The 25,069-nt window shown below is 41.0% G+C and carries 28 protein-coding genes; 9 read left to right on the forward strand and 19 right to left on the reverse strand.

Features of this window, described 5'->3' with window-relative positions; translation table 11 throughout:
* Positions 1–4 precede the first annotated feature (4 nt).
* From LC048_RS13915 to cyoE, 4 genes are all read right to left on the reverse strand, one after another.
* Positions 5–634, reverse strand: a complete 630-nt coding sequence (locus LC048_RS13915; protein ID WP_214735877.1) for a cytochrome (ubi)quinol oxidase subunit III — start codon at positions 632–634, stop codon at positions 5–7.
* A complete protein-coding gene (locus LC048_RS13920) occupies positions 634–2,505 on the reverse strand; it encodes a cytochrome c oxidase subunit I (RefSeq protein ID WP_306047955.1) in 1,872 nt (623 codons plus the stop codon). Before LC048_RS13920 ends, LC048_RS13915 begins: the two co-directional genes overlap by 1 nt.
* Positions 2,506–2,536: 31 nt before the next feature.
* A complete protein-coding gene (coxB, locus tag LC048_RS13925; RefSeq protein WP_226600427.1) occupies positions 2,537–3,610 on the reverse strand; it encodes a cytochrome c oxidase subunit II in 1,074 nt (357 codons plus the stop codon).
* A 101-nt stretch (positions 3,611–3,711) separates the two neighbouring features.
* Positions 3,712–4,638, reverse strand: a complete 927-nt coding sequence (gene cyoE / locus LC048_RS13930) for a heme o synthase (protein WP_226600426.1) — start codon at positions 4,636–4,638, stop codon at positions 3,712–3,714.
* Between the two features lie 615 nt (positions 4,639–5,253).
* On the opposite strand from cyoE, the gene LC048_RS13935 reads away from it, so the two are divergent.
* Positions 5,254–6,210, forward strand: coding sequence for a COX15/CtaA family protein (locus tag LC048_RS13935; protein WP_226600425.1), 957 nt, complete (start codon positions 5,254–5,256; stop codon positions 6,208–6,210).
* 40 nt (positions 6,211–6,250) lie between these two features.
* Here the strand turns inward: LC048_RS13935 and LC048_RS13940 are convergent, their stop codons facing one another.
* Entirely contained in the window at positions 6,251–7,459 is a 1,209-nt protein-coding gene (locus tag LC048_RS13940; RefSeq protein ID WP_226600424.1) for an FtsW/RodA/SpoVE family cell cycle protein, read from the reverse strand.
* Between the two features lie 233 nt (positions 7,460–7,692).
* Positions 7,693–7,974 carry an Fpa/YlaN family protein gene (locus LC048_RS13945; RefSeq protein ID WP_041965554.1) on the reverse strand — a complete coding sequence of 94 codons (282 nt, stop codon included), beginning with the start codon at positions 7,972–7,974 and terminating at the stop codon, positions 7,693–7,695.
* A gap of 187 nt (positions 7,975–8,161) precedes the next feature.
* On the opposite strand from LC048_RS13945, the gene LC048_RS13950 reads away from it, so the two are divergent.
* Entirely contained in the window at positions 8,162–8,662 is a 501-nt protein-coding gene (locus tag LC048_RS13950; protein WP_306047956.1) for a peptidyl-prolyl cis-trans isomerase, read from the forward strand.
* 112 nt (positions 8,663–8,774) lie between these two features.
* Here LC048_RS13950 and LC048_RS13955 read toward each other — a convergent pair whose 3' ends face one another.
* Positions 8,775–10,115 carry a PhoH family protein gene (locus LC048_RS13955; RefSeq protein WP_306047957.1) on the reverse strand — a complete coding sequence of 447 codons (1,341 nt, stop codon included), beginning with the start codon at positions 10,113–10,115 and terminating at the stop codon, positions 8,775–8,777.
* A 331-nt stretch (positions 10,116–10,446) separates the two neighbouring features.
* Between LC048_RS13955 and LC048_RS13960 the strand changes: the two genes are divergently transcribed.
* Entirely contained in the window at positions 10,447–11,031 is a 585-nt protein-coding gene (locus LC048_RS13960) for a YhcN/YlaJ family sporulation lipoprotein (protein WP_306050509.1), read from the forward strand.
* Positions 11,032–11,051: 20 nt separating this feature from the next.
* Here the strand turns inward: LC048_RS13960 and LC048_RS13965 are convergent, their stop codons facing one another.
* The gene (locus LC048_RS13965) at positions 11,052–11,507 is read right to left on the reverse strand and encodes a pyridoxamine 5'-phosphate oxidase family protein (protein WP_226600421.1); all 456 of its coding nucleotides are present in this window, start codon (positions 11,505–11,507) and stop codon (positions 11,052–11,054) included.
* Positions 11,508–11,662: 155 nt separating this feature from the next.
* On the opposite strand from LC048_RS13965, the gene LC048_RS13970 reads away from it, so the two are divergent.
* Positions 11,663–11,863, forward strand: coding sequence for a YlaI family protein (locus tag LC048_RS13970; RefSeq protein ID WP_226600420.1), 201 nt, complete (start codon positions 11,663–11,665; stop codon positions 11,861–11,863).
* A gap of 622 nt (positions 11,864–12,485) precedes the next feature.
* On the opposite strand, the gene LC048_RS13975 is transcribed toward LC048_RS13970, so the two are convergent.
* The 3 genes from LC048_RS13975 to typA are packed head-to-tail and all read right to left on the reverse strand — an operon-like array spanning position 12,486 to position 14,961.
* Positions 12,486–12,779 carry a hypothetical protein gene (locus LC048_RS13975; protein WP_226600419.1) on the reverse strand — a complete coding sequence of 98 codons (294 nt, stop codon included), beginning with the start codon at positions 12,777–12,779 and terminating at the stop codon, positions 12,486–12,488.
* A gap of 11 nt (positions 12,780–12,790) precedes the next feature.
* On the reverse strand, positions 12,791–13,105 hold the full coding sequence (locus LC048_RS13980; RefSeq protein ID WP_226600418.1) for a YlaH-like family protein: 315 nt from the start codon (positions 13,103–13,105) through the stop codon (positions 12,791–12,793).
* A gap of 20 nt (positions 13,106–13,125) precedes the next feature.
* Positions 13,126–14,961, reverse strand: a complete 1,836-nt coding sequence (gene typA / locus LC048_RS13985) for a translational GTPase TypA (RefSeq protein ID WP_226600417.1) — start codon at positions 14,959–14,961, stop codon at positions 13,126–13,128.
* A 152-nt stretch (positions 14,962–15,113) separates the two neighbouring features.
* Between typA and LC048_RS13990 the strand changes: the two genes are divergently transcribed.
* Positions 15,114–15,299 carry a YlaF family protein gene (locus tag LC048_RS13990; protein WP_226600416.1) on the forward strand — a complete coding sequence of 62 codons (186 nt, stop codon included), beginning with the start codon at positions 15,114–15,116 and terminating at the stop codon, positions 15,297–15,299.
* Positions 15,300–15,369: 70 nt separating this feature from the next.
* Here the strand turns inward: LC048_RS13990 and LC048_RS13995 are convergent, their stop codons facing one another.
* The 3 genes from LC048_RS13995 to LC048_RS14005 form a co-directional block, all read right to left on the reverse strand.
* On the reverse strand, positions 15,370–15,831 hold the full coding sequence (locus LC048_RS13995) for a GNAT family N-acetyltransferase (protein ID WP_226600415.1): 462 nt from the start codon (positions 15,829–15,831) through the stop codon (positions 15,370–15,372).
* The gene (locus tag LC048_RS14000) at positions 15,825–16,628 is read right to left on the reverse strand and encodes an inositol monophosphatase family protein (protein WP_226600414.1); all 804 of its coding nucleotides are present in this window, start codon (positions 16,626–16,628) and stop codon (positions 15,825–15,827) included. The genes LC048_RS13995 and LC048_RS14000 overlap by 7 nt, the downstream gene beginning before the upstream one ends.
* A 288-nt stretch (positions 16,629–16,916) precedes the next feature.
* Positions 16,917–17,111: a hypothetical protein gene (locus LC048_RS14005; RefSeq protein WP_226600413.1), complete on the reverse strand. Its 195-nt coding sequence runs from the start codon at positions 17,109–17,111 to the stop codon at positions 16,917–16,919.
* A 166-nt stretch (positions 17,112–17,277) separates the two neighbouring features.
* Between LC048_RS14005 and LC048_RS14010 the strand changes: the two genes are divergently transcribed.
* Entirely contained in the window at positions 17,278–17,898 is a 621-nt protein-coding gene (locus LC048_RS14010) for a YktB family protein (RefSeq protein WP_226600412.1), read from the forward strand.
* Positions 17,899–18,120: 222 nt separating this feature from the next.
* Here LC048_RS14010 and LC048_RS14015 read toward each other — a convergent pair whose 3' ends face one another.
* The gene (locus LC048_RS14015) at positions 18,121–18,411 is read right to left on the reverse strand and encodes a UPF0223 family protein (protein WP_226600411.1); all 291 of its coding nucleotides are present in this window, start codon (positions 18,409–18,411) and stop codon (positions 18,121–18,123) included.
* A gap of 114 nt (positions 18,412–18,525) precedes the next feature.
* Entirely contained in the window at positions 18,526–19,485 is a 960-nt protein-coding gene (locus LC048_RS14020; protein ID WP_226600410.1) for an NAD(P)H-dependent flavin oxidoreductase, read from the reverse strand.
* Between the two features lie 215 nt (positions 19,486–19,700).
* On the opposite strand from LC048_RS14020, the gene LC048_RS14025 reads away from it, so the two are divergent.
* Positions 19,701–21,170, forward strand: a complete 1,470-nt coding sequence (locus LC048_RS14025; protein ID WP_226600409.1) for an aminotransferase class I/II-fold pyridoxal phosphate-dependent enzyme — start codon at positions 19,701–19,703, stop codon at positions 21,168–21,170.
* A 462-nt stretch (positions 21,171–21,632) separates the two neighbouring features.
* On the opposite strand, the gene LC048_RS14030 is transcribed toward LC048_RS14025, so the two are convergent.
* The gene (locus LC048_RS14030) at positions 21,633–21,755 is read right to left on the reverse strand and encodes a GapA-binding peptide SR1P (RefSeq protein ID WP_226600408.1); all 123 of its coding nucleotides are present in this window, start codon (positions 21,753–21,755) and stop codon (positions 21,633–21,635) included.
* Between the two features lie 242 nt (positions 21,756–21,997).
* Complete coding sequence (locus LC048_RS14035; protein ID WP_226600407.1) at positions 21,998–22,297, reverse strand: DUF3055 domain-containing protein; 300 nt, start codon at positions 22,295–22,297, stop codon at positions 21,998–22,000.
* Between the two features lie 159 nt (positions 22,298–22,456).
* Between LC048_RS14035 and LC048_RS14040 the strand changes: the two genes are divergently transcribed.
* Positions 22,457–22,891, forward strand: coding sequence for a DUF1885 family protein (locus LC048_RS14040; protein WP_226600406.1), 435 nt, complete (start codon positions 22,457–22,459; stop codon positions 22,889–22,891).
* A 50-nt stretch (positions 22,892–22,941) separates the two neighbouring features.
* On the opposite strand, the gene LC048_RS14045 is transcribed toward LC048_RS14040, so the two are convergent.
* Positions 22,942–23,817, reverse strand: coding sequence for a polysaccharide deacetylase family protein (locus LC048_RS14045; RefSeq protein WP_306047958.1), 876 nt, complete (start codon positions 23,815–23,817; stop codon positions 22,942–22,944).
* 534 nt (positions 23,818–24,351) lie between these two features.
* On the opposite strand from LC048_RS14045, the gene LC048_RS14055 reads away from it, so the two are divergent.
* Positions 24,352–24,732: a small peptidoglycan-associated lipoprotein gene (locus LC048_RS14055; RefSeq protein ID WP_226600403.1), complete on the forward strand. Its 381-nt coding sequence runs from the start codon at positions 24,352–24,354 to the stop codon at positions 24,730–24,732.
* The last annotated feature ends 337 nt before the right edge of the window (positions 24,733–25,069 follow it).

Raw genomic sequence — 25,069 nt, forward strand, 5'->3', positions numbered from 1 at the left:
CAGTTTATCCCACCATTCCCATTAGATATACAACCGTGAAGATGAATACCCATACAACATCGATGAAGTGCCAGTAAAGGCTGGCAACATAAAATTTTGGAGCGTTGTAAAGGTTCAATCCACGCTTGGAGTTGCGGACCATCAGTGTTATGATCCAAGCCAAACCAAATGCAACGTGACCACCATGGAAGCCAACTAAAGTATAGAAGGCTGAGCCAAAAGCACTGCTAGTGAATGTGTGCCCGAATTCATGAACATAGTGATTGAACTCATAAATCTCAAGAGCAAGGAAAGCTGCGCCAAGTGCAACTGTCAAACCGAGCCATAGCTGCATCTTCTTAAAGTTAAAGTTCTTCATATGGTACATAGCATATACACTTGTCAAAGAACTTGTTAAAAGGAGCATTGTCGCTGCAAAAGCAAGCGGTATTTCAAAGATATCCTTGGCAAGTGCATGGTCAGCACTAGGAACCTTATCTTTCAATGCAAGATAAGTAGCGAACAGAGTCGCAAACAGTACTGTCTCTCCCCCAAGGAAGAACCAGAAGCCTAAAAACTTGTTCTTTGCTTCGAGGGTTGCTTTTTCAGGCTCCGCAGGCCATGTTTCATAAGTGAATTTTTCTTCAGCTTGCATTATGCCTTTGCCCCCTTATCATGATCATCGTCCATTAAGTCTTCTTTATGAATATGGAATCCATGATCATCTTTAATTGAACGTACGAACATTGAACCTAAAGTGATAGCCATTCCTAAAATTAAGACTGGTAGTCCCCATGCGTAGTCTGCACGGTACATCGCACCAAATGCAGCAACGAATAGGCCAAATGAGATAACGAATGGAATGAAAGAGTTATTCGGCATATGGATATCGCCCAGTGGTTCTGCAGGCGTCATTTCCTTCTTGCCTTCCATTTTCTCCAGCCAGTAAGCATCCAGTCCGCGTACAAGTGGAAGCTGCTTGAAGTTGTAGAATGGCGGCGGAGATGCAATCGACCATTCTAATGTACGGCCATCGCCCCATGGATCATTTCCGACTTTTTCGTTTTTAACTTGTGTCATGATTACGTTAATTAGTAGAACGATTGTAGCAACCGCCATAAAGATAGCACCGATAGAACTGATCAAGTTTCCTAATGCAAGTCCCTGTCCAGGCAAGAATGTGAAGATACGACGTGGCATCCCCATTAATCCTAGGAAGTGCTGGATGAAGAACGTCAGGTGGAAACCAATCAGGAATAACCAGAAAGTGACTTTACCCAATGTTTCGTTCAGCATTGTACCAAACATTTTTGACCAATATAAGTGTGCACCTGCAAATAGAGCAAATACAACACCACCAACGATAACGTAGTGGAAGTGAGCGACAACGAAATAGCTGTCGTGGTACTGATAGTCAGCCGCAGCTGAAGCCAGCATGACCCCAGTTACACCGCCGGCAACGAATGACGGGATGAAGGCTACTGCCCAGAGCATCGGAGTCGTAAACTTGATGCTTCCTCCCCACATCGTGAACATCCAGTTAAAGATCTTGATACCTGTTGGAACGGCAATTGCCATTGTCGCTACTGCGAAAATCGCGTTAGCAATCGGACCAAGACCTGTAGTGAACATATGGTGAGCCCATACCATGAATCCAAGGAAACCGATCAATACAGTCGCGAATACCATGGATGAGTAACCGAAAAGGCGTTTTCTAGAGAATATTGCAAAAATCTCCGAGAAAATACCGAAAGCCGGCAAAATCAAAATATAAACTTCCGGGTGACCAAAGATCCAGAAAAGGTGTTCCCAGATGATTGTATTACCACCATTTGCTACATCAAAGAAATTAGAACCAAACATACGGTCAAAAATCATTAAGAACAGACCAACAGTCAATGGAGGGAAAGCGAACAAGATAAGTGCAGATGTTACGAATGTTGCCCAAGTGAACATCGGCATTCTCATATAAGTCATTCCCGGGGCACGCATGTTAATGATCGTTACGAGGAAGTTAATCCCCCCGATTAGTGTACCCGCACCAGAAATCTGCAATCCAAGTGCATAAAAATCGATACCGTGTGTTTCAGACGCCATTGCAAGAGAAGCATATGAAGTCCATCCAGCATCTGGAGCTCCACCAAGGAACCAAGAAAGGTTCAGGAATACTCCACCAAAGAAGAATAACCAAAATCCTAAAGAGTTCAAGAATGGGAACGCTACGTCACGCGCACCAATCTGGAGCGGCATAACAGCATTCATGAATGCAAATACAAGCGGCATTGCTGCAAGGAATATCATCGTTGTTCCATGCATTGTCAAAATTTCATTATAGAAACCTGCGCTTACAAAATCATTATTAGGTACAGCTAGCTGAATACGGATGAACATAGCTTCAAGTCCGCCTAGGATGAAGAAGAATCCGCCAGCAATTAGATAAAGGATTGCGATTTTTTTATGGTCAACCGTTGTCAGGTAATCCCATAACGTTGCGCCGAATCCCTTTTTCTGAGCATAGGTACTCACAGTTTTACCTCCCTTTCAAACAAATCCCCTGTTATTTCTGGACTTTCAAGCCCATCAGATATTCTGTTAATGCATCAAGTTCTTCAGTAGAAAGCTCAGGATACTTGCCAGTCATCTTGTTTGCTGGCTTGTATGCTTCTGGGTCTTCCAGCCATTTCTTGATATTTTCTTCTGACATATCCAAGACACCAGCAACGCGTGAACGATCACCGAAGTTTGTCAAGTTAGGACCCACACGAGCTGCTTCTGGAGCAGTATTTGCCGGAGTTACGGCGTGGCATCCGATACAGCTGTTATTGAAGATTTCCTGCCCTTGCTGAGCAGTAGCAGTTTCTGCCTTAACAGGTTCTTTCACTCCTTGCATACCTGCTACCCATTGATCAAATTCAGCACGTGGCAATGCTTTTACTTTGAAATCCATCAATGCGTGAGAAGGACCGCAGAGCTCAGCACATTTTCCGTAGAAAAGGCCTCCAGCTTCGTCAGCACCTTTGCTGTCAAACTCAAGCCAGAACTTATTGATGTTATCTGTGTTTGTATCCATCTTTCCTCCAGCAGAAGGAATCCAGAAAGAGTGCTTAACATCAGAAGCCTTAAGATTGAAGTAAACCCTTTCATCGGTAGGCACTACCAAATCCTGGCTGGTTACAATTTCCTCATTTGGATACTCGAATTCCCACCAATAAAGATTCGCGCGTACGTTGATCACAAGTGCATCAGTTTTTCCTTCAGCATTTTTCTTTTCCATAGGAGAAACATCTGCAAACTTAAATGTTGCAGCTACTGTAGGAACAGCAAGAATTAGAAGCAATAAGATCGGAATAACAGTCCAAAGAATCTCCAGCTTGTGGCTTCCCTCAACCTGCTTTGGAATTTCGTTGTCATTCTTCCTGCGGAACTTCATAATGACATAAATAAAAATGATTGTGACGACAGCAATTACTCCCACCATAATCGCCGTGCTCAACAACATAAGTTCATACTGGGATTGAGCAACTTCACCTGCAGGTCTTAAAGTAGACAGGAATGGCTCACCACAGCCGGACAAGACTAATGCCATCAATGTGAACAATGACAGCAGACGCCATTTAGCAAGCATCTTCATAGCTTAATTAAACCCCTCTTTCGTAAAAAATCTTATAAATTTGGTTGAAAAAATATATGGAAAAATCCTCTCTCAACAAAGAGTGAATCTCCTAACGAAGGTTAGATCAGTGTGACAATTACCATAGCAACAAACATGACAGTTAAGTATTGTAAAGAATATACAAACATCAGTTTTGCCCATTTTATATCATCTTTCAGCTTTTCAAGGTAGATTCCCAATACAAGCCATCCAATATTCAGGATAGTTGCTAGAATCATGAATGGCATTCCTAGTTCAGGAATGAAGAATGGTAACGGAAGCAACGCAGTAACCCATAGGTAAATCGATCTTTTCGTTGCTTTGAAACCTTTTACAACAGGAAGCATCGGTATATTAGCTGCCCGGTATTCCTCTACCCTTCTCATTGCGAGAGCATAGAAGTGAGGTGGCTGCCAAACAAAAACGATGGCAAAAAGCATCCATGCCATAACGTCAAGATTAGCGTCCACTGCAGCCCATCCGATTAGCGGTGGAACTGCACCAGAGATACTGCCGACAATTGTATTGGAGACATATTGTCGTTTTGACCATAATGTATATAGAACCACATAACTAAATACTCCAAACAACCCGATAACAGCAGCTGTGATGGTCGTTGTAAGCAGAAATGCGGTACCAATCCCGATCAGCAAGAAACTCATCAACGCAACTTTCCCAGGTTGAACTCTTCCTGTTACCGTAGGTCTGTCTTTTGTTCGTTCCATTAAATGGTCGATATCACGATCGATGTAGTTATTCAGGCTGCATGAGCCGGCGACGATCAAAGAAGACCCTATCAATGTCGCAAGTATCAAATCAATATTATCCAGAAAGCGCGCTCCACTGAAATGAAGAGCTAGCCATAATCCAGTAAAAGTCGTCATCGCATTGGAATTTACAATTCCCACTTTAATGAGTGCAAGAAAATCCTTCAACATCGTCTTTTCCACGACTGCAGGCTGTCCGTCCTCTAATACAGCTTCTGATAAAGCTTTTGAATTAGACATCCATATCCTCCTTCATCCCTTTTCTTTCAAAATCCTTTAAAGGAAATTTTTACAAAAAAAAGAAGAGTATTTGTACTTTATATTTCCGATAGTTTTCACTATTCTCAACGTGTTAAGGTTGTTAAATGTTTGTGTAGAAAAATAAAGCCTACGTTGTATATTAAATCACACTTCACAACTTTTTTGTGAATTTTTTTTGAACAAAATTTGACTAATTTGTGTCTTACCGCCATTATCCATAAAGTTTATTTTTATTGCAAGGAATTTTGACTTTAAATCCTTAGAATATTTGGATGTCTTCTTTTTACGTATATACATATTCTTGGATAATATTTTCATGTTATTAAATTGCTGGTATAAAAACTCATCGTCTTTCCCGCCAGAATGCCACCATGAGCATTTTACCTATGAAACATGTTAATGTCCATCTATAATAGTAAGTATTGAAATATTAACTATTATTGTGTAGTATCTTAAGTATTGTTTTCTATCCTTTTTCGTCAAAATTCGTTATTATAGGGATAGAATTTTTTCTTTTCTACAAGCTTCTTCTATTATACATGTCAAGTTTAATATTTGACAACTTATCGAACTTTAATTAAGCAGGTGATGATCATGAATCGTTCCCTTAAGTGGCTGGCTGTTTTAACCACGATTGGGATGCTTTTTGTATTACTCGGAGGAGCGTTGGTTACAAAAACCGATTCCGGAATGGGCTGCGGCAAGTCCTGGCCACTTTGTAACGGAGAATTCGTTCCTACTGATATTACTCCCGAATTGGTAATAGAGCTTGCTCACAGATTAGTGTCTGGCAGCGTAGGCATCTTGGTACTAATCTTATCCATCTGGACATGGAAGTCTATTGGGCATATACGCGAAACGAAATTCTTGGCTGTTTTATCTTTTTTCTTCCTTGTTCTGCAGGCATTGATAGGCGCCGCTGCTGTAGTTTGGGGACAATCTGATTTTGTCCTGGCACTTCACTTTGGCATTTCGCTCATCTCATTTTCCGCTGTACTTCTATTAACCTTGCTCATTTTTGAAGTGGATAAGAAGTTCCAGGCTGAAAAATTAGTAATTGATAAAAGAATGAAGTTCCATATTATCGGCCTTTCCGTGTACACCTATATGGTCGTTTATACTGGCGCTCTAGTCCGGCATATGAATGCCAGCCTGGTCTGTAAAGACTGGCCATTATGTACAAATGGCGGTCCCTTCCTTCCTACCAACATTTACGAGTGGGTACAAATGGGGCACAGGGCTGCAGCAGGGTTCATTTTTATTTGGATCGCATATGTCACCTACATCGCTGTTAAACACTATAAACATGAAAGAGTACTATACTGGGGATGGATTATCGCAATGATTCTTGTTTCACTTCAAGTCATTGCCGGTGCATTTATCATCATCACAAGATTGAATCTCTTTATTGCGCTCGGACACGCTTTCTTCATTTCTGTGCTGTTTGGTTTATTCAGCTACTTTATCCTTTTAGTTTCGAGAAGCAAGAAAAATGCCGCAAGAGTAACAAAAACTAAATCCGTTGATCTTTCTCCGGCAACGGCAAAATAAAAAGCTGCAGCATTGACGCTGCAGCTTTTTCTCTTTTTTATTATGACCTGAACTTAAAGGAACTTTGGCTTACAACAGTTTTTTCAGGCTTTGGCTGTGCTGCCTTGTCCTTCTTATATTTCTCTTCGTAGTTTACAAACATCGAAACATTCACCAGTATCCCGGTAGCAATCGCAAGCTGCAGCAATGATGAACCTCCATAACTCACAAACGGCAACGGAACACCTGTTAGCGGTATGACTCCTGAAGCTCCACCGAGATTGACAAACGACTGAATGCCAATCATACTGGCTATTCCTATTGCAAGCAAACTGCCAAATGGATCTTTGCATTTAAGCCCGATATGAATACCCTTTAAGACAATGAATGCCAGACTCAACAACACAAACCCTACACCAAAAATCCCTAATTCCTCAGAGATGACAGCTATGATGAAGTCTGTGTGAGGCTCTGGCAAATAACCGAGCTTCTGAACACTTTCTCCAAGACCCAGACCTTTCAAGCCGCCAGACCCAATAGCATAATAGGAATTGGCTAGATGATAACCAGTATTTTGTTCATCTGTAAAAGGGTTGCTATAAGCAGTAAATCTGCCTATCCTTTTTTCAGAAAAGATTTCATCCTGCAGGAACAGAACGAAAGGAGCTAGAAATCCAAGCCCAAATAATATCAGTTTTGATATATTCTTCAGGTTCATCCCTGATGAAATAATGATTGTCGAAGCAATAGCAAAAATAATTGCCGCTGTACCGAAGTCAGGCTGAATCGCGACTAGCATACATACTAAAATCAAGTATACAAGAGGCGGTACAACTCCTTTATTAAACTGGTTTATGTAGGTTTGCTTTTTTGCATATACGGCTGAAAGATAAATGATTACACTTAACTTCGCAAACTCTGAGGGCTGCAGGCTTCTAGCTCCAACTTCAAACCAGCTCAATGCATTGTTCGTCACTTTCCCAAATAAAAAGAGTGCACTTAGCCCACCAAGTATAAACACGACCATCGGCAATAAAATCTTAGTACTTTTCATCGCCTTGTACGGGAAGAACGCCGCAACCACAAACAGGAATGTTGCAAGCATTAAGTTGAACTTCTGTTTTTGAAAGAAAAAATCACTAGGATAATCATACCTCTGGATGGCAGTGACCATGCTGGCACTGTAAACCATGACCAGGCCAAACAAGCACAAGAGCGCAATAACAATGATCAATGAATAGTCATAGGATTTCAGTATTTTTTTTAACATCGTCTCTTCCCCATCTTCTAAGTTGTTTAATCTATTCTACTATAAGTTGAAATATCCTGCCTTGTTTAAGGAAAAGTTATGGAATTCTTAATATATTGTAATAGAAGTGTAATGCAGCCTTTGAGACCGCACTTGGACTTTTAAAACATTATAACTAATGGACTCTTAGATTATGAAACGTGCGTCACAAAAAAACTCAAACAATCGATTAGGACTGTTTGAGTTTTTAGGATTTATTTTTTTAACGAAGCTTCATGCAATATGGAAAGCTCTTGCTCCAATTGGTCGAGAATTACTTTGCCATCAGATTCTTCGATTAAGCCGAGTCTTACTGCAAAATCTATCTCTCTTGATAATCCAAACATTTGCGTATCTAAAACCTCTTCATAAAGAGGGCATTGAGGCATTGTCAGGTTATCCATTTGCACTTTGATCAGCTTTAAAATTTTATCAGCGTCAGCCTTTAACAAGGCATGGGCTTTTTCCTGATGGTTGATTATCATATCAGACGCCAACTTGATCCCCCCGTTTCCGAGCGATTACCCAATCCTATCTTTAAATTTTACCCTTAAGTGGACAATAAAGCAAGAATTTTCAGGAGTCAGTTCTATATGAATTGCGTGCTAAAAACGTGTGGAAATGACAACTCACAAAATTATCGCTATACTGAATTAATAATAAGCAAAGATTCAGGAGGGAATTATGGAAACAATCATCCCAATTAAAGGAAAAGTCAAATATAAGATCACTTTGGATCCTGGCGTCTGGATTTTCGATGATCGCAAAGTAGACTTGAATACATATTTCAGTGAAGACCAGGAGCGAGGAGATGACCTTGAAGAGTATACGAAGTCAGTCTCAAAACATTGGGATCGTGAAATTATGGAGGGTGCGGTCTATCCACCAACCCTTAAAACAGAAGTGAAATTCGAAAAAGAAAAAGTCCTGAATGGCACTTTCGGCATACCATTCAAGCCATTCCTGGTTAATTCAGAACCGGAGCAGACAGCGAATAATGTAGTAATTGAATATGGGGAAAATGACCAGCTATCACTTTCACTCGAAGAAGCTTCTGGCCTCATCCTCGGTTTCTCGGAGAACGGCAAACCTTTAAAAGAAGACGGACCGCTGCATGCATATTATAAGGATGGTTCAAATAAGGAAAATCCCATAAAAAATGTAACCGGTTTTACGGTGGAATAATATGTAAGGTACTGCGCAACGGGCATCCCAGAAGGGTGCCCGTTATTTTATTGTCCCATAACCCGCCTTGTCCTTTATAACTGACACCTCAAAATCCAGCATACCCAATTAGTTAATTCAAAAGATCGGCTGCGAGCTGGGCGAGAGATGACCTTTCTCCTTTAACTAGCTGGACATGACCTGCGATTTGCTGGTCTTTGAACTTCTCAACCACATAGGTCAACCCATTATTATAAGCATCCAGATACGGGTGGTCAATCTGGTCAGGGTCACCCATCAAGACAATTTTACTCCGCTCCCCTACCCTGGTCAAAATCGTTTTGATTTCATGCTTTGTCAGGTTCTGAGCTTCATCTATAATGATGAATTGATCCGGTATGCTCCTGCCCCTTATATAGGTTAATGCTTCTACCTCGATTGAACCCATCCCTGCGAGTATGGCATCCAGTTCACCCGGTTTTTTTGTATTGAAAAGGAATTCAAGGTTATCATAAATTGGCTGCATCCATGGTCTGAGCTTCTCCTGTTTTTCACCAGGCAGAAAGCCCAGGTCTTTCCCTACTGGCACAATCGGCCTTGCTACGAGCAGCTTTTTAAAAATGCCCAAGTCCTCAGTCTGGAGCAGACCTGTTGCCAGAGCGAGCAATGTCTTTCCGGTACCTGCACGACCTATCAAAGTGATCAAAGGCATGTCTTGTCGCAGGAGCAGTTCCATGACCATAATCTGCTGAACATTTCTCGGCTTGATTCCCCAGGCGTGCTTACCTTCATATTCAAAAACAAGCTTTTTCACTTTTTTATTCTTCGTATCAACCATTCCTATCGCAGATGCAGAACTGCCTAGAATATCCTTCATGATTACGAACTGATTTGGGTAAAAGAAGTTTTGCCCCTTTAAATCAGCAATGTTAAGTTCTCCTCTTTCATAAAAACGATTTAATTCTTCTATCTGTATATACACTTCTGCATAGCCAGAATACAAATGGTTGATTTCCACAACCCTGTCACTTAAAAAATCTTCTGCGATCAGACCTATTGCATCTGCTTTCACTCGGACAAGTGCGTCCTTACTGACAAGGATGACCGGCTGACCATCTTCCTTCGTTTCTTCTTCAAGACTTAAGTTTTTAGCCACAGCCAGTATACGGTTGTCATTAGTCTTTTCAACAAAGATTTCCTGCAGTTGATGGAAGGATCGATGGTTCAACTCGATCCTAAGCGTGCCACCTCCTTCAAGATTAATTTTCTCATGCAGCTTCCCTGTCTCCCTCATACCGTCTATGAGTCTTGAGACTTGACGCGCATTCCGTCCAATCTCATCCATATATCTTTTCTTTGAATCCACTTCCTCCAGAACTACAGCAGGTATGACAACTTCATTGTCTTGAAAGGAAAAAATCGCGTGCGGATCCTGTAGTAAGACGTTTGTATCCAGTACATATATTTTACTCAAATTGATGCCTCCCGCCTTATTGATCTCGACTTTGGCCAACTTGGCAGCCTTGACCGGGACTTTGGTAAAATATATGACTTTTTGAATAAAGATAGAAGATATTTTGCACAATAACCTTTGAGCATTTCTTTTTTGTTGCTTTTGTCATTAGCTCGGATGCATGCCGAAATATCACTTCGGAGCTCTCTATCAAGGAGCCGAGAGGACGATTCAAATGCATAGAAAAGAGTTACAGAAAAAATTATACAATGCGAAAACTTCCTTCTTCATTTACATTTCTAGTTGATTTAAGGACTTTTTTAAAAGAATAATTAACCGGAGGGGTTCATTGATGATAAGATTGGTTGCTGCACTGTCGTTTGTGATGTTATTGACTGCGTGCAATGGACAGAACAACGCAAATAAAGCTGACGAAGATCACAGGGTTAAGGTCCAGAATAGTGCGATCAAGGAAGTTGACCGCCAATCTGGCCAGGAAATTTCCCGCCACCTTGTGAACTTGACCGCCCATATCCCGAATGTTGATGATGCTGCGGCTGTAGTGGTTGGACGATATGCTATTGTCGGCATCGACGTAAATGATAAAATGGAGCGATCTGAAGTAGACACTGTTAAATATACGGTTGCCGAAGCCTTAAAAAAAGACCCTCATGGTGCACGTGCAGTAGTAGTTGCAGACCCTGATATCACCGCGAGACTAAGGGAGATATCAGAGGATATACAGAACGACCACCCAATACAAGGGATCATGAACGAGCTTTCGGACATAACGGGAAGAGTGATGCCAGAGGTTCCGGCAGACATGATTGAACCTCAGACTAAAAGCCCGACTGAAGATCCAAAGAAAAAACTCAAAGAGAGTGAACAAAAAGAGTTGGAGAAGAAACAGGAAAAACAATCCAACTATCATAAATGACAAAAAGCTTAGTCAATTGACTAAGCTTTTCTCATTGCATCCATTACCTGTTTATCAAGGCGCGCAGCTGCATCTTTATCATATGTCTTGTCGTATTGTGGTTCAGCGACGATTTTTGAACCATAGAACATAACGTCTCTTACTTCGCTGATTTTGATTTCAACTAAAGCCAGCTTCAAAGGCACTCCTTCAAGTTTTTCCTGCTTGACGCTTGCTGTCCCGCTGATTGAATATGTAGATTCATTTGCGATCAGGTTGATTACTGCTTTGTCATTGCCCTTTATATTCTCAATGATTCGAGAACGGTTATCCACCGCAAAGTAAACAGTATCTTCATCTTTTGCCAACACCCAGGAAATCGCACTAACATTTGGGCCGCCGGTTTCGTGGTCCACTGTCGCCAGGGTAACAAAACGCTCTTTTTGCAATTCATCAACCAATGGTTTGATTAGTTTAGGTTCTACTTGATTTGCCATATTCACCCTCCTTAAACTATCATAATAGTACTACGAACTCTTTAAGCAGAGCAAATCAAATGATTTTCCCTGTTCAGCCTAGAAACAATGATATACTATAATATAATCCAATCTCATACAGGCTATGTATTATAATTATGATAAGAGGTGTAACAATGAGAGTCAAATGTGTACTATGCGACAAAATTGAAAACATTAACAGCGATACCCTTCAGGCTAAGCGGCTAAGGAACCGGCCGATCCATACATATATGTGTGAACCATGCAATGAACGAATTGCCGACAAAACGAACAACCGGATCGCCACAGGAAATTTCAAGCTGTATCGTACCCAGGTCAAGAAGGATGATTGGTGATTGGTGATTACCTTCCTAGTTAAAGTTTAGAACGAAATTTAGGGCTGATTCAGACAGCTTTTGGGGTCCCTCCTCAAACCTGTCTGAATACGAGCTTTTTTTTGACAGCTTATGTACATTGAAGCTCAAACCTGTCTGAATTCGGAGCTTTTCTTGACATCTTTGGGCTCTGTGACCTGAAACCTGTCACAATAACCACGTTTTCTTGACAACTTCGGGCTCTGTGAGCTGAAACCTGTCACAATAACTACGCTTTCTTGACAGCTTTGGGCTCTGAAGCCTGAAACCTGTCACAATAACTACGCTTTCTTGACAACTTTGGACTCTGAAGCCTGAAAGCTGTCACAATTACCGTGTTTTCTTGACAGTTTTGGGCTCGTCAACCTGAAACCTGTCACAATTACCGCGTTTTCTTGACAGCTTTGGGCTCTGCGACCTGAAACCTGTCACAATAACTACGCTTTCTTGACAGCTTTGGGCTCGACAACCCGAAACCTGTCACAATAACCACAGCTTTCCTGCCTTACGTCTGAATCCTATCTGATCCAATTATCATTTTTACAAACCAAATCCCATAAATCAAACAGCAAAAAAATCCGCCCAATTCTAGGCGGATTTTTCTCTATTCTTCATCTGGATAGTTCACGTATTTGTCTGGTTCTTGCCTGATTTGGTCAAGCATGACTTCAATCAGGTCGCGCGGGAAACGGTATTCTTTAGAATTACCTTCCTGTACGACAGTAACATAATACATTAGTGCGTCCCATTTAAGTTCTTTGGATTCAACATTATGTTCTTCAGCAAGAATTTGATCAAATAACTGTGTAGTTTCTTGAGCTGCTGTATCTTCTGGCCGAGCATCGCTGACAATTTTGATTGTCAGCCAATTATAGATTGCATCCTGGAGTGATTTCATAATGCCAACTCCTATTTAACATTCGCTTCTGCTTTTTTATGCTGTCGCAGCCTGAGCTTGTATATGATCAGGATGAGTGCAGCGACCACAAGTCCTTCCGTGATTGGAAGGAAGATAGCGAGGAAGGTCAGGACTGTCGAGCCTAGCAACAGAAACGAGTAGATGATGATACTCTTAAGTAATGGCAGCTTCTGTGCAAATCCTAGTTTATAAACAAGGATGCCGAGAGCGGCGATCGTCAGGTATAGCAACCACATGCCAACCGTCGGGTTCTCATCTACCCTGAATAATGCTGCAAAAAATGATAATCTCTGGCTTACATCCATACTTCTTCCCCCTACTTTAATTAAGCTTCAGCGAATTTTTTCTTTTTCGCCATTCTTTCACGCTCGTTCTTATCAAGAATCTTCTTGCGGAGTCTGATTGATTCTGGTGTTACTTCGCAATACTCGTCATCGTTCAAGTATTCTAATGATTCTTCCAAAGTCATGATTCTTGGCTTCTTGATGACAGAAGTCTGATCCTTATTTGCAGAACGAATATTAGTTGCTGCCTTTACCTTCGTGATATTAACTGTAATATCATTTTCACGAGTGTGCTCACCAACAATCATGCCCTCATAAATTTCTGTTCCAGGCTCAACGAAAATCGTTCCGCGGTCTTCTACCTGCATGATACCATACGTAGATGCCTTTCCTGATTCCATTGATACTAGAACACCCTGACGGCGTCCGCCTACCTGGCCTTGAAGCATTGGCTGATAGCTGTCGAATGTATGGTTAATGATACCATATCCTCGAGTCAATGTTAAAAATTCAGTTGTGTAACCGATAAGTCCGCGTGCCGGTACATTGAAAATCAATCGAACCTGGCCGCTTCCATTGTTGATCATGTCGAGCATTTCGCCTTTACGTGCACCGATCGATTCCATGACAGAGCCTGTATGTTCTTCAGGTACATCGATTTGAACGCGTTCAACCGGTTCAGATCTCACCCCATCAATTTCCCTTACGATAACTTCAGGTTTTGACACTTGAAGCTCATAGCCTTCACGACGCATGTTTTCGATCAAAATGGACAAGTGAAGTTCTCCACGACCTGAAACGATCCATGCATCCGGTGAATCAGTGTTGTCTACTCTAAGACTAACGTCCGTTTGCAGCTGTGCACGAAGTCTTTCTTCGATTTTCCTTGCAGTCAGGTATTTACCCTCACGGCCTGCGAATGGGCTGTTGTTGACTAGGAATGTCATTTGTAGTGTTGGCTCATCAATTCGTAAAACTGGCAGTGGATCCTGGTTGTCGAATGGACATACCGTTTCACCAACATTAATGTCTTCCATTCCAGAAACTGCGATCAAGTCACCAGCATTGGCTTCCTGGATTTCCTGGCGCTTCAGGCCGAAGAAACCAAAGATCTTAGTTACACGGAATTGTTTTACAGAGCCGTCAAGCTTCATCAACGCTACCTGCTGGCCTACCTTCATAGTACCGCGGAATACACGGCCGATTCCGATTCTGCCTACATAGTCATTGTAATCAAGAAGTGCAACCTGGAATTGAAGAGGCTCTTCTCTGTTGTCGATTGGTGCCGGAATATGGTCGATGATGGATTCATACAATGCCTGCATGTTCTCATCCTGTTTTTCAGGGTCCATGCTTGCAGTTCCGTTGATTGCCGATGCATATACAACAGGGAACTCAAGCTGATTCTCATCTGCTCCAAGTTCGATGAACAAGTCAAGAACCTCATCAACTACTTCAGCAGGACGAGCAAAGTCTCGGTCAATCTTATTAACGACAACAATTGGCGTTAAATGCTGTTCAAGAGCTTTCTTCAAAACAAAACGTGTTTGCGGCATGCAGCCTTCATAGGCATCTACAACAAGCAAAACGCCGTCAACCATTTTCATGATACGCTCTACTTCGCCGCCAAAGTCAGCATGGCCAGGAGTATCAAGAATGTTGATACGTGTATCGTTATATGAAATAGCTGTATTTTTCGCGAGGATCGTAATTCCTCGTTCTCTTTCCAAATCGTTTGAATCCATTGCACGCTCTTCTACGTGCTCATTAATACGGAATGTGCCTGATTGCTTCAGAAGCTGGTCAACCAAAGTCGTTTTACCATGGTCAACGTGGGCAATGATCGCTATATTTCTAATATCTTCTCTTAATTTCAAAAAAGTCACCCTGCCTTTAATATCATAATTTATCTATTGGCTTTTTACACAACTTACATATTATAACACAATAAGAGTGGAAACCTATAGGCATTTTAATGTACAATTAAATATAATATTATTTGCACCAAATGTCGAATGGGGGATTCACCTTGAATCAGATTAAATGGCCATTATTATTTTTCGCATTTGCAGCAGCTTCATGCATGATTGGTATTGGAATCGCCATTGGCGAAAGAAGCGTTGCCGGTACGTTAGCATGTATCATCGCATTGATTTTCGTAATGGGATTTGGCTTTAAGAAGAAAAAGAAGATGAGAGAAGCAGGAGAACTTTAATTAAAAATAAAGTACAAGTGCAAGTGCATTGAAAGCATAGTTAAAAAAAACCGGCTGCACTTCCAGCCGGTCATTCGAGAGGGCGGACCATAATTAAATAGGTTTCGCCCTTGTTTTCTTCTGTTTTGTATTGTTCAAATCCGCAATCTGACAGGAAGTTGGACCACTCGTATTCATCGATTGGAACTGCGGCAAAAAGTGCCTTTTGACCATACACTTTAAATTCGCCACCAAGATGGCTGATAATCTGTGATGCGAATCCTCGCCGTCTTTCCTCCGCCATTATCAATATGGTACCAAGCCATGGCTTTTGATTGGAGTGGGCGGATTCCACGTGAAAGGAAACTGCCACAGGATCTCCTTCCTTTTCCCAAACTCTCCATTCGCCAGACATATCATCATATTGCTCAATGTACTCTTCTATGGACAAACCCTTCAACTCATTTTTTCTCCACTCATCGCTTGCAGATATTACATCCTGAAAAAACGGCAGATCGGAGCTTTCAAATCGCCGCCATGTTAGAATTACCACTTTCCATCCTTAAGATAATTCTTTAGGATATCACCGTGAAGTCCTGGCTTTGATACGAATAAGGAATTCTGTTTGAGCATATTCAGCTCATCACCCCTCAGATCAGTAGTTTCTCCGCCAAGTTCCTTTATGATGATGATCCCAGCGGCAATATCCCATGGAGCTAGCCTAGGAGTCAAATAAGCATCTATTCTTCCGGTTGCAACATACACCATTTCCATAGCCGCTGAACCATAGGAACGAGTTCCTCTCACGTCTTTCACAAGCGGTATAAGCAATTCGTGATTAATTCGCTTATTAGGAGCGACCCAGGTTGCATTGAGAGCAATAATCGCTTCACTTACCTTGGCTTCCGTTAGTTTCGGAATTGATTTTTCGTTTAGATATACTCCATTGCCTTTCATACAATGATAAAGTTCATCATGGACAACATCATATATAAGTCCAATCATTCCTTCTCCATCAATATAAATACCTATTGAAATGGCGAAATTCCGCTGCTGGTGAACAAAATTCATAGTTCCATCGATTGGGTCTATGATCCAGACGGCCCCTGATAAAGATGTCACTTCGTCTCCGTACCCTTCCTCGCCCATAATTCGATGATCAGGGTAGGTACCTTTGATCTTCCCAATAAAATATCGCTCTGTTTCTTTATCTATATCCGTAACCAGGTCATTCGGGTTTGATTTCGACGTGACATTCAAAGTCTTTGGAAAAGATGCCCTGATATTTTCACCGGCCTCTTTCATCCAGCTTTGCGCATATGTATAAATCTCTTTCAGATTATATTCCATTCAGCTTTCCCCCGTTCATATATTTTTACGTACACTCAAGCTTTTGGAATCTATTTTAGCTTATCGGATTACCTTCGTTTTCATCAAGTATTAGGATTTCCCTTGTCATCTCCTTAAAATGCAAAATTCCTAAGATGCTAATGACCATATTGCTCTCACCCCATTTTATCGCTAGAACATAAGAAACGAACTCCATCTCATTTACAGGAGTTCGTCAATTGTCTCGGTTGCTGCAGTTTTCCCTTTTTCCCACCAACATATAATACCTTTTATAAAACGTTATAACTATTATAGAGATTTTAATCGTAACAATTCTTGTCGGATTCGTTCAAGTTTTTGTTTGCATTCTTTCATTTTTGATTTATCAGAATCTGTCATTGCTTCAAATAGTGTGGCTAATTCGTAATCCATTTCCAAACGTAGTACTGCTGTTCTTTGGAGCTCACCATTTTTCTTCCTTGTTGAATTTATAAGCTGTTTCATTAATTTACACTCCTCTATTAATTTCTATTTTTTATTATTGTATGAATTTTCATTTGGCTGTGGTACAAATTTGTGCGTATACCCATGACCCGAAAAAATGCCTGTCGCTTCTTTTTTTTATAAAGATTTTGCTACAATATTTGACATAGTACTAGGAGGTTTTTATATGTCATTTTCAGGATTTGAACAAGCAGATTTCGATGTTTTCAAAATAGATGGTCTTGATGAACGAATGGAGGCCTTAAAATCCCAGATCCGCCCTAAACTGGAAGACCTCGGCCAGCACTTCGCTCCAACGCTTTCTAGCATTGCCGGCGATGAGATGCATTACCATGTTGCAAAACACGCCAGGAGGACGAAGAATCCGCCAAAAGATACGTGGGTAGCATTCGCCAGCAATCCTAGAGGCTATAAGATGCTACCTCATTTCCAGATTGGATTGTGGGAGAGCCATGTCTTTATCTGGTTTGCTGTTATTTACGAAGCACCTGACAAGGAATCAATCGGTAAAAAACTCGAAGAAAATATTAATTCCATTTACAATCGCACTCCTAAGGATTTCTATTGGTCAATCGACCATATGAAGCCAGAAGCCACGATTCACAGTGAGCTTTCCAAGGAAGAACTTCTTTCCATGTTCAAGCGACTGCAAACTGTTAAAAAAGCTGAAATCCTTTGCGGTCTGAACATTACCCGCGAAGAAGCAGTCAAACTTAGCGGTGATGAAATGCTTTCCAAAATTGAGTTTGTATTTAAAGAAATATTACCCCTATATAAAATGGCATAAACCCCGAAACACATAGGCGACTGCCCATTTTCGTTTAGTGCTGACCGTCTGTTAAGTAACGGTCTGAGGCCGGCGGGTACAGCGCGTCTTCTAGACCGGAGGCATTTCAAATGAGTCGTTCTTTCATGACATTGCCGGAAATAACCTTCTCTCGAGGAATAAGGAGCTAGAGCAAGACAAAAGAGAGCCCATTTTTGATTGGGCTCTCTTTTGTCTTGCTAATTATCTTTTAAATTTTTTCTGAAGGACTTTGATCTTTTCACCGGTCCCAGTTTGTTTGATTTCTTTTACTGCCTGATATGCTTCAAATCCGCTTACCTCTTCAAATTCTTTGAAAAGAGTTTTTTCCTCAGCTTTGCCAGGAACAATTTCTTTAAAGCGTCTGTATGCCCGAAGCAAAGTATCGCGGTCGATCCCTTGTTCATAAGATTTTTCAATACATTCGTAAAAATGTATGATGTCGACTATTTCGTCTGTTGACCATGTGTAGTCTATTGGGTATTGATATTCCATGATTTCACCTGCTTTTTAAGCAATGCTAGGAAGCTTAAACTTACACTCCAGCGCATTGTTCGTATGTTAATCGATTTTACCGTTTTTTATTATTAGGCGCAAGGAATCCGAGGTTTACCTGCTCCAGGTTGATCTTATCTCTTCAGCTTCGTTCATGATCCTGTTAAAAAGTTCAGCTACCGAAGGAGCGTCTTTGATTAGTCCCATCACCTGACCAGCCCAGCCAAATCCATGTTCATCATCGCCTTCATAAATATACTTGCGGTTTGCGGTTCCGCTGATCATCTCTTTTAAATCTTCATAACCGCCACCTTGCCTCTCTATTTCGATAATTTTTTCTGTCAATGTATTAGCTATCGCCCTTGCAGGCATTCCGAGCGTTCTTTTGATAACTGTAGTATCGTTTTCAGTGCCTTCGACCAGCCTTTGCTTGTACAGCTCGTTTGCATGGACGCATTCCTTAGTGGCAATGAATCGGGTCCCCATTTCAATTCCCTGTGCCCCAAGGCTTAAAGCCGCCATCAATCCCCGGCCATCTCCAATTCCTCCCGAAGCGATGACAGGTATGTTGACGGCATCGACAACAGTAGGAATAAGCACCATCGTCCCAATATCACTCTTCCCGAGGTGCCCCCCGCCTTCCTGTCCGACAACCATGACTGCGTCTGCTCCCAGTTCCTCTGCTTTCTGTGCCTGCCTTTTTGCTGCCACAAGAACAAGCTTTTTAATATCTGTTCCTTTTAATTGCTCAAATATTGGTGCCGGGTTGCCTCCCGTCATTGAAATAACCGGAACCTTTTCTTCAATGGCTACATCCAGATAATGAGAGAATGGCCTTCCATGCTGACCGATGGCAAAATTAACTCCAAATGGCTTGTCAGAAAGTTCTCTTACTTTATGTATCTCTGTTCTCAATGCATCAGGGTCAGGTAGTGACATGGCCGTAATCTGACCCAATCCTCCTGCATTCGATACAGCTGCGGCTAATTCTGAATAAGCCAGGTAAGCAAGACCTCCCTGGACAATTGGGTACTGTATTCCTAAAAGGTTCGTTACATCAGTATTCCAGTTCATACGCTCTCTTCCTCTCATACTTGTTTCCTTAGTACTTCTATTTCTATTGATGTTTCTCCTGTTTTCAAAATTTCCGATACAGCTTTTGTTTGATATTTTGAATTTCTTTGCAAACACCTTGTTTAGTGCTATAATGCATGTGTTTTATTTTTTCAAAAGCTAATCATAACCTATAAACAAGGAAATCCAATACATTAAAGAGGTGTGATCATCAATTGTCACAAAAAGAAACACCGTTGTTTACCAGCCTATTAAAGCACGCAGAAAAGAATCCGATTCAGTTTCATATTCCCGGCCATAAAAAAGGCAGCGGGATCGATCCTGAGTTCAGAGAGTTCATTGGTGACAATGCTCTTTCCATTGATTTGATCAACATCGGACCCCTTGATGACTTGCATTCCCCTAAAGGCATCATCAAGCAGGCACAGGAACTCGCAGCTGAAGCATTTGGTGCAGATCATACTTTCTTTTCAGTACAGGGGACAAGCGGCGCGATCATGACCATGATCATGACTGTTTGCGGACCTGGAGATAAGATTATCGTTCCACGTAACGTGCATAAATCCATTATGTCGGCTATCGTTTTTTCCGGTGCGATTCCAATTTTCATTCATCCTGAAATTGATAAAAAACTGGGAATTTCTCACGGAATAACAACCGATTCCGTAGAGCGGGCGCTGGAACAGCATCCTGATGCAAAAGGTCTGCTTGTGATCAACCCAACTTATTTCGGCTTTGCAGCTGACCTGAAAAAAATTGTTGAGATTGCCCATTCTTACAATGTTCCAGTTCTGGTCGATGAAGCCCATGGTGTCCATATCCATTTCCATGAAGACCTCCCGCTTTCAGCTATGCAAGCTGGTGCGGACATGGCAGCAACAAGCGTTCATAAGCTGGGCGGATCAATGACGCAAAGCTCGATCCTAAATGTAAAAGAAGGTTTGGTTTCATCAAAACGTGTCCAGTCTATTATCAGCATGCTGACGACTACCTCTACTTCATACCTATTGCTTGCATCGCTGGATACCGCCAGAAGAAGGCTTGCGATTGAAGGACGAGAAATCATCGGCGAAACGATTAAACTGGCGCAATGGATTCGCGGTGAGGTTAACGAAATCGAGCATCTATACTGCCCGGGAGAAGACTTACTTGGAACAAACGCTACTTACGACTTCGATCCAACAAAAGTTCTGATAAGCATAAAAGATTTAAATATCACTGGATATGAGGTCGAAAATTGGCTTCGCGAAAAATATAATATCGAAGTTGAGCTTTCAGATTTATACAATATCCTGTGTATCATCACTCCTGGTGACACTCAAAAGGAAGCTGAGATTCTAGTTCAAGCATTACGTGAACTATCAAAAGAATTCCACCATCTTGCTGAAAAAGTGCATGCAGAAGTTATGCTTCCTGACATTCCATTATTGGCATTGACGCCTAGAGATGCATTTTACGCGGATACAGAAGTGATCCCTGTTGAGGAATCAGAAGGACGAATCATTGCCGAGTTTGTCATGGTATATCCTCCTGGAATTCCCATCTTCATTCCAGGAGAAATCATCACCGAAGAAAACCTTGTATACATCAAGACCAATATGGAAGCCGGACTTCCGGTACAAGGCCCTGAGGATGATGAACTTAAGTCATTCAGAGTAATCAAGGAACACAAAGCAATAAGATAAGAAAAGTGCATGCGCCTTGGTCAGCCCAGAAAAGCGCTGGAGGTCCTCTCAGGTGAACTCCCTCTTTGACTTCATCTGAACGGACCGAAATTGAAAAGTAGAGCCGACTGTTCAGAAACGCGCCGGCAGAAGCGGTTTTTGCTTCTGCCGGCGGAGTTGAAGTTTCGGAGTTTCAAGAGGCAACACTAGACAATTCGAAAAGCGGAGGCGACTGCTCAACTCCGACAAGCGTTGGAGGGCCTGACAGTGAAGTCGCTCTTTGACTTCATTGGCAGGACCGAAACGTCTCGAGGAGTTAGGAGCCGCAGCTAGACAAACGTCTCCAGGAGTCAGGAGCCACAGCTAGACATGCGACTCGAGGGGCTAAGCACTGGAGCTAGACACTAATCTAATTGCAATAAATTCATACTTTATTATTAAGTAAAAAGAAGGGCATGCAGCTGCATGCCCTTTTATCTATTCTTATCTTTCCTCTGCACCATCATGATCGCAGCAGTTAGCTTTTTTTGAATACAAAACCGTTACTTTCTCATCTTCGAAATGGTCAATTGTTGCATTGCAAGTTTGACAAACGATTGTGCCCATATTTTCAAACTCCTTTTCGTTTTGATTTTTGAAAGCGCTTCATTATCTTCTGTTTATATAATAATATAACACTATTAAGTTGTAAAGCCTAAATTGTATAACACTTTTAATTTTTTTCGGTAAAATTAATCTGATTATATGCTGACCAATCAATTAGTATGACACTTATTTGACCTCAAAAACTTTTTAGTGTGTTTTTAAAAATTAAAAAAACAGGCCTATTTAGCCTGTTCTAAATTTGCTTATTCGTACTGAGTCTCGAACGGGGCTGTTGGCAATTCTTCATTGAAAAATAATGCAAGGTCCTCAGCCTGCCGGACTTCTTTAATATGGAATGCTTTCTGTAAATATTCTACGTCTTCTATGTCCTTAGGGTCGAGGAGTGCTGAACGCCCCGTCTGCATGCAAACTACAAGAGGTTTCCCGAAAAACATATTGGTATATACAATCCCAAAGTCATAACGAGTATCATAAGTAGTGAACCCCACAAACCTGACGTGAACCTTTTCGTGCTCATCATAAAGCTTATCGAATAGTTCCATATGCCTCCTCCTTTTTAATTTAATATTTAGAATATTATTATAATTTATTTTTAACAAAAAGGCAAGTGTCTAGAAAGCTAAAAAGCTTTTATTCTATTGTCAATGCTTTTTCCGGAGTGATAAAATGATGAGGAATAGATAGGAAAAGGGGATTCGACGATGTCTAGTAATGCTTATATCAAACTTGTTCCATCATCATCTCAGCAAGCCATTTCCACCGAGGAACTGAAGGATTTATTTACTTACTATAAGGAAATAACCGCTAAAACAGGTGATCAGGTTGATTGGAATTATGAAAATTCCGCATTTCCTTATGATTTGAAGGAAAAAGAGGATGGTAAAGGCACATGGTTTTATCTGCAATCATCTCAGGACCGTTATAATGCCATTTTGATCGGTGTGGATAAAGAAAAAGTTAGCGACGAAGACGGCACAGAGCGCGAGCAATCATACATACAAATTACCCTGCCGCCGACAGCAACTGCTGGTGATAAGGGAAAAGCAAACGAATTCAGTAAATTTATCGGTAAAAAACTAAAGGGAGAGCTCCATTTATTCAATGGCAGGGTTATGTACTTCTATCAACGAAAATAAAGAGATTATTTGCAATCAACCGCCTCGGTTTTAGACATCAAAAACGGCTGCTATTGAGCAGCCGTTTCTTTATTTGCCGGAGTTTCGATTTGCATTGGATCAACAATTTTAAAACCTTTATTTTGCAGACCTTTTACGATATCACCAAGGGCTGCGCTTGTCCACTGGCGGTCATGCATCAGCAAATTCGCCCCATTCCGTAACAATGGTGTATTCACCATTATATCCGCAAGAGCTTCCTTTGATTGATAATTCTTTTCCCAGTCATAGCCGTAGGTCCAATTCATAAGCAGCATTTTTTCATCAGCCGCAACCTGCTTGCTATAGTCAGTATTCATTCCGAACGGAGCTCTAAAAAACTGTGGTCTTTCACCAATGAGTTCTTCCACCCTGTCATTAAGGTCAATGATCTCTTTCCTTTGTTGTTCCTCGGATAATTCTCTTAACGATTTATGGCTATATGTATGGTTTCCAATCGGGAATCCCATTTGATGAATCTCTTTCAGGACTTCCCCTTCCTCAGGAGTGTCAAGGAAATGGCTATTAACAAAAAAGATGGCTTTTACATTCAGATCTTTTAACGTTTTTGCCATCTCGAGAGCATGTTTGTCCGGTGCATCATCAATTGTCAATAATACTATTTTTTCATCAGGGTTTTCGATATTTTGAATTGAAAAATCACTATTCATAACATACTGTGGTGCTGCTTGTACTACTTCTTCGCTCTCTTTAGCCTCTTCAGAAGAATCATCACCTGCTACCGTATCCTTTGTTTCCGGCTTTTTATCTGCGGTTTTTTCCTGTCTTTGTACTTGCTCTTTATCTACTTCACTTGTACCATTTGGCTTCTGCACTTCTTCTGACGCTCCACACCCAGCTAAAATAATTGAAGCTGAAATCATAAAAAATAGCGTTTTCTTCAACATTTTCCCCTCCTGATGGTTTATCTTTGCTGACATGGCTGATGGCTTACCTTTTTTGAATCAGTATTTCAAGAGAACCATAAAGAAAAAATAAAAGACATTGCCATATGAATTGATACATAAATAGCAAGACTCAAGACCGTTATGAAAAAGGTTTGTTTCGCCGATTTCACTATATTATTGCCAATTATTATTGCTAAATAGAAAAATACTAAGAACATTATACCATTATAAATGGGATGATCGTGTTTGGATAGCCATTCTATCAAGCTATATCCACTCCAAATAATTAATTGAAGCAGCAATACTGTATACAATTTCACACTGTCCACCACCATGTCTAAATTATCTTTTTCCCAAGTCTCATTTAGATAAACATTCTGGTCTTTTAACTAGTATATGTCCAGTTGGTGTGGATATTTTTCATTTATGTAACAATTCAATAACATTCCATTCTTTTGGAAATTGCTGTGATAGAATATGGACAACTAGTTACTCGTGTGACACAACAATCTGAAAAAAGTGAGGCAAAGATAAATGAAAAGTTTGTCTTTTGTTTTTGTCGCTTCGTTCCTATTTCTTACGGCTTCATGCAACCCCGTCAACGATTCAGATCAATTGGAACTGAATAAAAATATCAAACAAGTTATTTTCTTTTCTGATGATGAGAATTATAAAAAAGAAGCATCCTACTATGATGCAATTATTGAATTAAAGAAAGAATATCCTGCCGAATTCGATAAAATTGTTGTCATTTCTGCAGCTAACGCCAATAAATACTACGATCTTTTCAAGGTGAAAAAATTCCCGGCGATTTTAATTATCCATCAGGAACAGGTCCTTGCCAACGTGAATGGCGATGTCACGAAAGATCAAATCATCGAACCTTTATCAGCAGTTTTGAATAATGAATCTTAAAAGCGCAAACGCCTTGGTCAGCCCCGACAAGCGGAGGAAGGCCGACCAGTGAAGTCGCTCTTTGACTTCATTGGACGGACCGAAATTGAAGAGTCGAGCCGACTGTTCAGAAACGCAGAAACGGGAGGCTCCGACACAGGCTTCTGCCGGCGGAGTTGAAGTATTTGGAGTTTATAGAGGCGACACTAGACTTGCGACTTGAGGAGTTAGGAGCCGTAGCTAGATATATTTTATCCATTAAAAAATCCTTTCCATTATTAGGAAAGGATTTTTTTAATCAAGAAAGACAACTTTTAAAAGCGGACTAGCGCCTAACCCCTCGAAACGGTTGTCGAGG

Origin of the sequence: Mesobacillus subterraneus, assembly GCF_020524355.2 — a bacterium.
Lineage (GTDB): Bacteria > Bacillota > Bacilli > Bacillales > Cytobacillaceae > Mesobacillus > Mesobacillus subterraneus_C.

Excerpts from the sequence above, each read along its gene's own strand:
- LC048_RS13915 (WP_214735877.1), bottom strand. The coding sequence starts at position 634 with ATGCAAGCTGAAGAAAAATTCACTTATGAAACATGGCCTGCGGAGCCT.
- coxB (WP_226600427.1), bottom strand. The coding sequence starts at position 3,610 with ATGAAGATGCTTGCTAAATGGCGTCTGCTGTCATTGTTCACATTGATG.
- cyoE (WP_226600426.1), bottom strand. The coding sequence starts at position 4,638 with ATGTCTAATTCAAAAGCTTTATCAGAAGCTGTATTAGAGGACGGACAG.
- LC048_RS13935 (WP_226600425.1), top strand. The coding sequence starts at position 5,254 with ATGAATCGTTCCCTTAAGTGGCTGGCTGTTTTAACCACGATTGGGATG.
- LC048_RS13940 (WP_226600424.1), bottom strand. The coding sequence starts at position 7,459 with ATGTTAAAAAAAATACTGAAATCCTATGACTATTCATTGATCATTGTT.
- LC048_RS13950 (WP_306047956.1), top strand. The coding sequence starts at position 8,162 with ATGGAAACAATCATCCCAATTAAAGGAAAAGTCAAATATAAGATCACT.
- LC048_RS13960 (WP_306050509.1), top strand. The coding sequence starts at position 10,447 with ATGATAAGATTGGTTGCTGCACTGTCGTTTGTGATGTTATTGACTGCG.
- LC048_RS13965 (WP_226600421.1), bottom strand. The coding sequence starts at position 11,507 with ATGGCAAATCAAGTAGAACCTAAACTAATCAAACCATTGGTTGATGAA.
- LC048_RS13970 (WP_226600420.1), top strand. The coding sequence starts at position 11,663 with ATGAGAGTCAAATGTGTACTATGCGACAAAATTGAAAACATTAACAGC.
- LC048_RS13975 (WP_226600419.1), bottom strand. The coding sequence starts at position 12,779 with ATGAAATCACTCCAGGATGCAATCTATAATTGGCTGACAATCAAAATT.
- LC048_RS13980 (WP_226600418.1), bottom strand. The coding sequence starts at position 13,105 with ATGGATGTAAGCCAGAGATTATCATTTTTTGCAGCATTATTCAGGGTA.
- LC048_RS14000 (WP_226600414.1), bottom strand. The coding sequence starts at position 16,628 with ATGGAATATAATCTGAAAGAGATTTATACATATGCGCAAAGCTGGATG.
- LC048_RS14005 (WP_226600413.1), bottom strand. The coding sequence starts at position 17,111 with ATGAAACAGCTTATAAATTCAACAAGGAAGAAAAATGGTGAGCTCCAA.
- LC048_RS14010 (WP_226600412.1), top strand. The coding sequence starts at position 17,278 with ATGTCATTTTCAGGATTTGAACAAGCAGATTTCGATGTTTTCAAAATA.
- LC048_RS14015 (WP_226600411.1), bottom strand. The coding sequence starts at position 18,411 with ATGGAATATCAATACCCAATAGACTACACATGGTCAACAGACGAAATA.
- LC048_RS14020 (WP_226600410.1), bottom strand. The coding sequence starts at position 19,485 with ATGAACTGGAATACTGATGTAACGAACCTTTTAGGAATACAGTACCCA.
- LC048_RS14030 (WP_226600408.1), bottom strand. The coding sequence starts at position 21,755 with ATGGGCACAATCGTTTGTCAAACTTGCAATGCAACAATTGACCATTTC.
- LC048_RS14035 (WP_226600407.1), bottom strand. The coding sequence starts at position 22,297 with ATGGAACTATTCGATAAGCTTTATGATGAGCACGAAAAGGTTCACGTC.
- LC048_RS14040 (WP_226600406.1), top strand. The coding sequence starts at position 22,457 with ATGTCTAGTAATGCTTATATCAAACTTGTTCCATCATCATCTCAGCAA.
- LC048_RS14045 (WP_306047958.1), bottom strand. The coding sequence starts at position 23,817 with ATGTTGAAGAAAACGCTATTTTTTATGATTTCAGCTTCAATTATTTTA.
- LC048_RS14055 (WP_226600403.1), top strand. The coding sequence starts at position 24,352 with ATGAAAAGTTTGTCTTTTGTTTTTGTCGCTTCGTTCCTATTTCTTACG.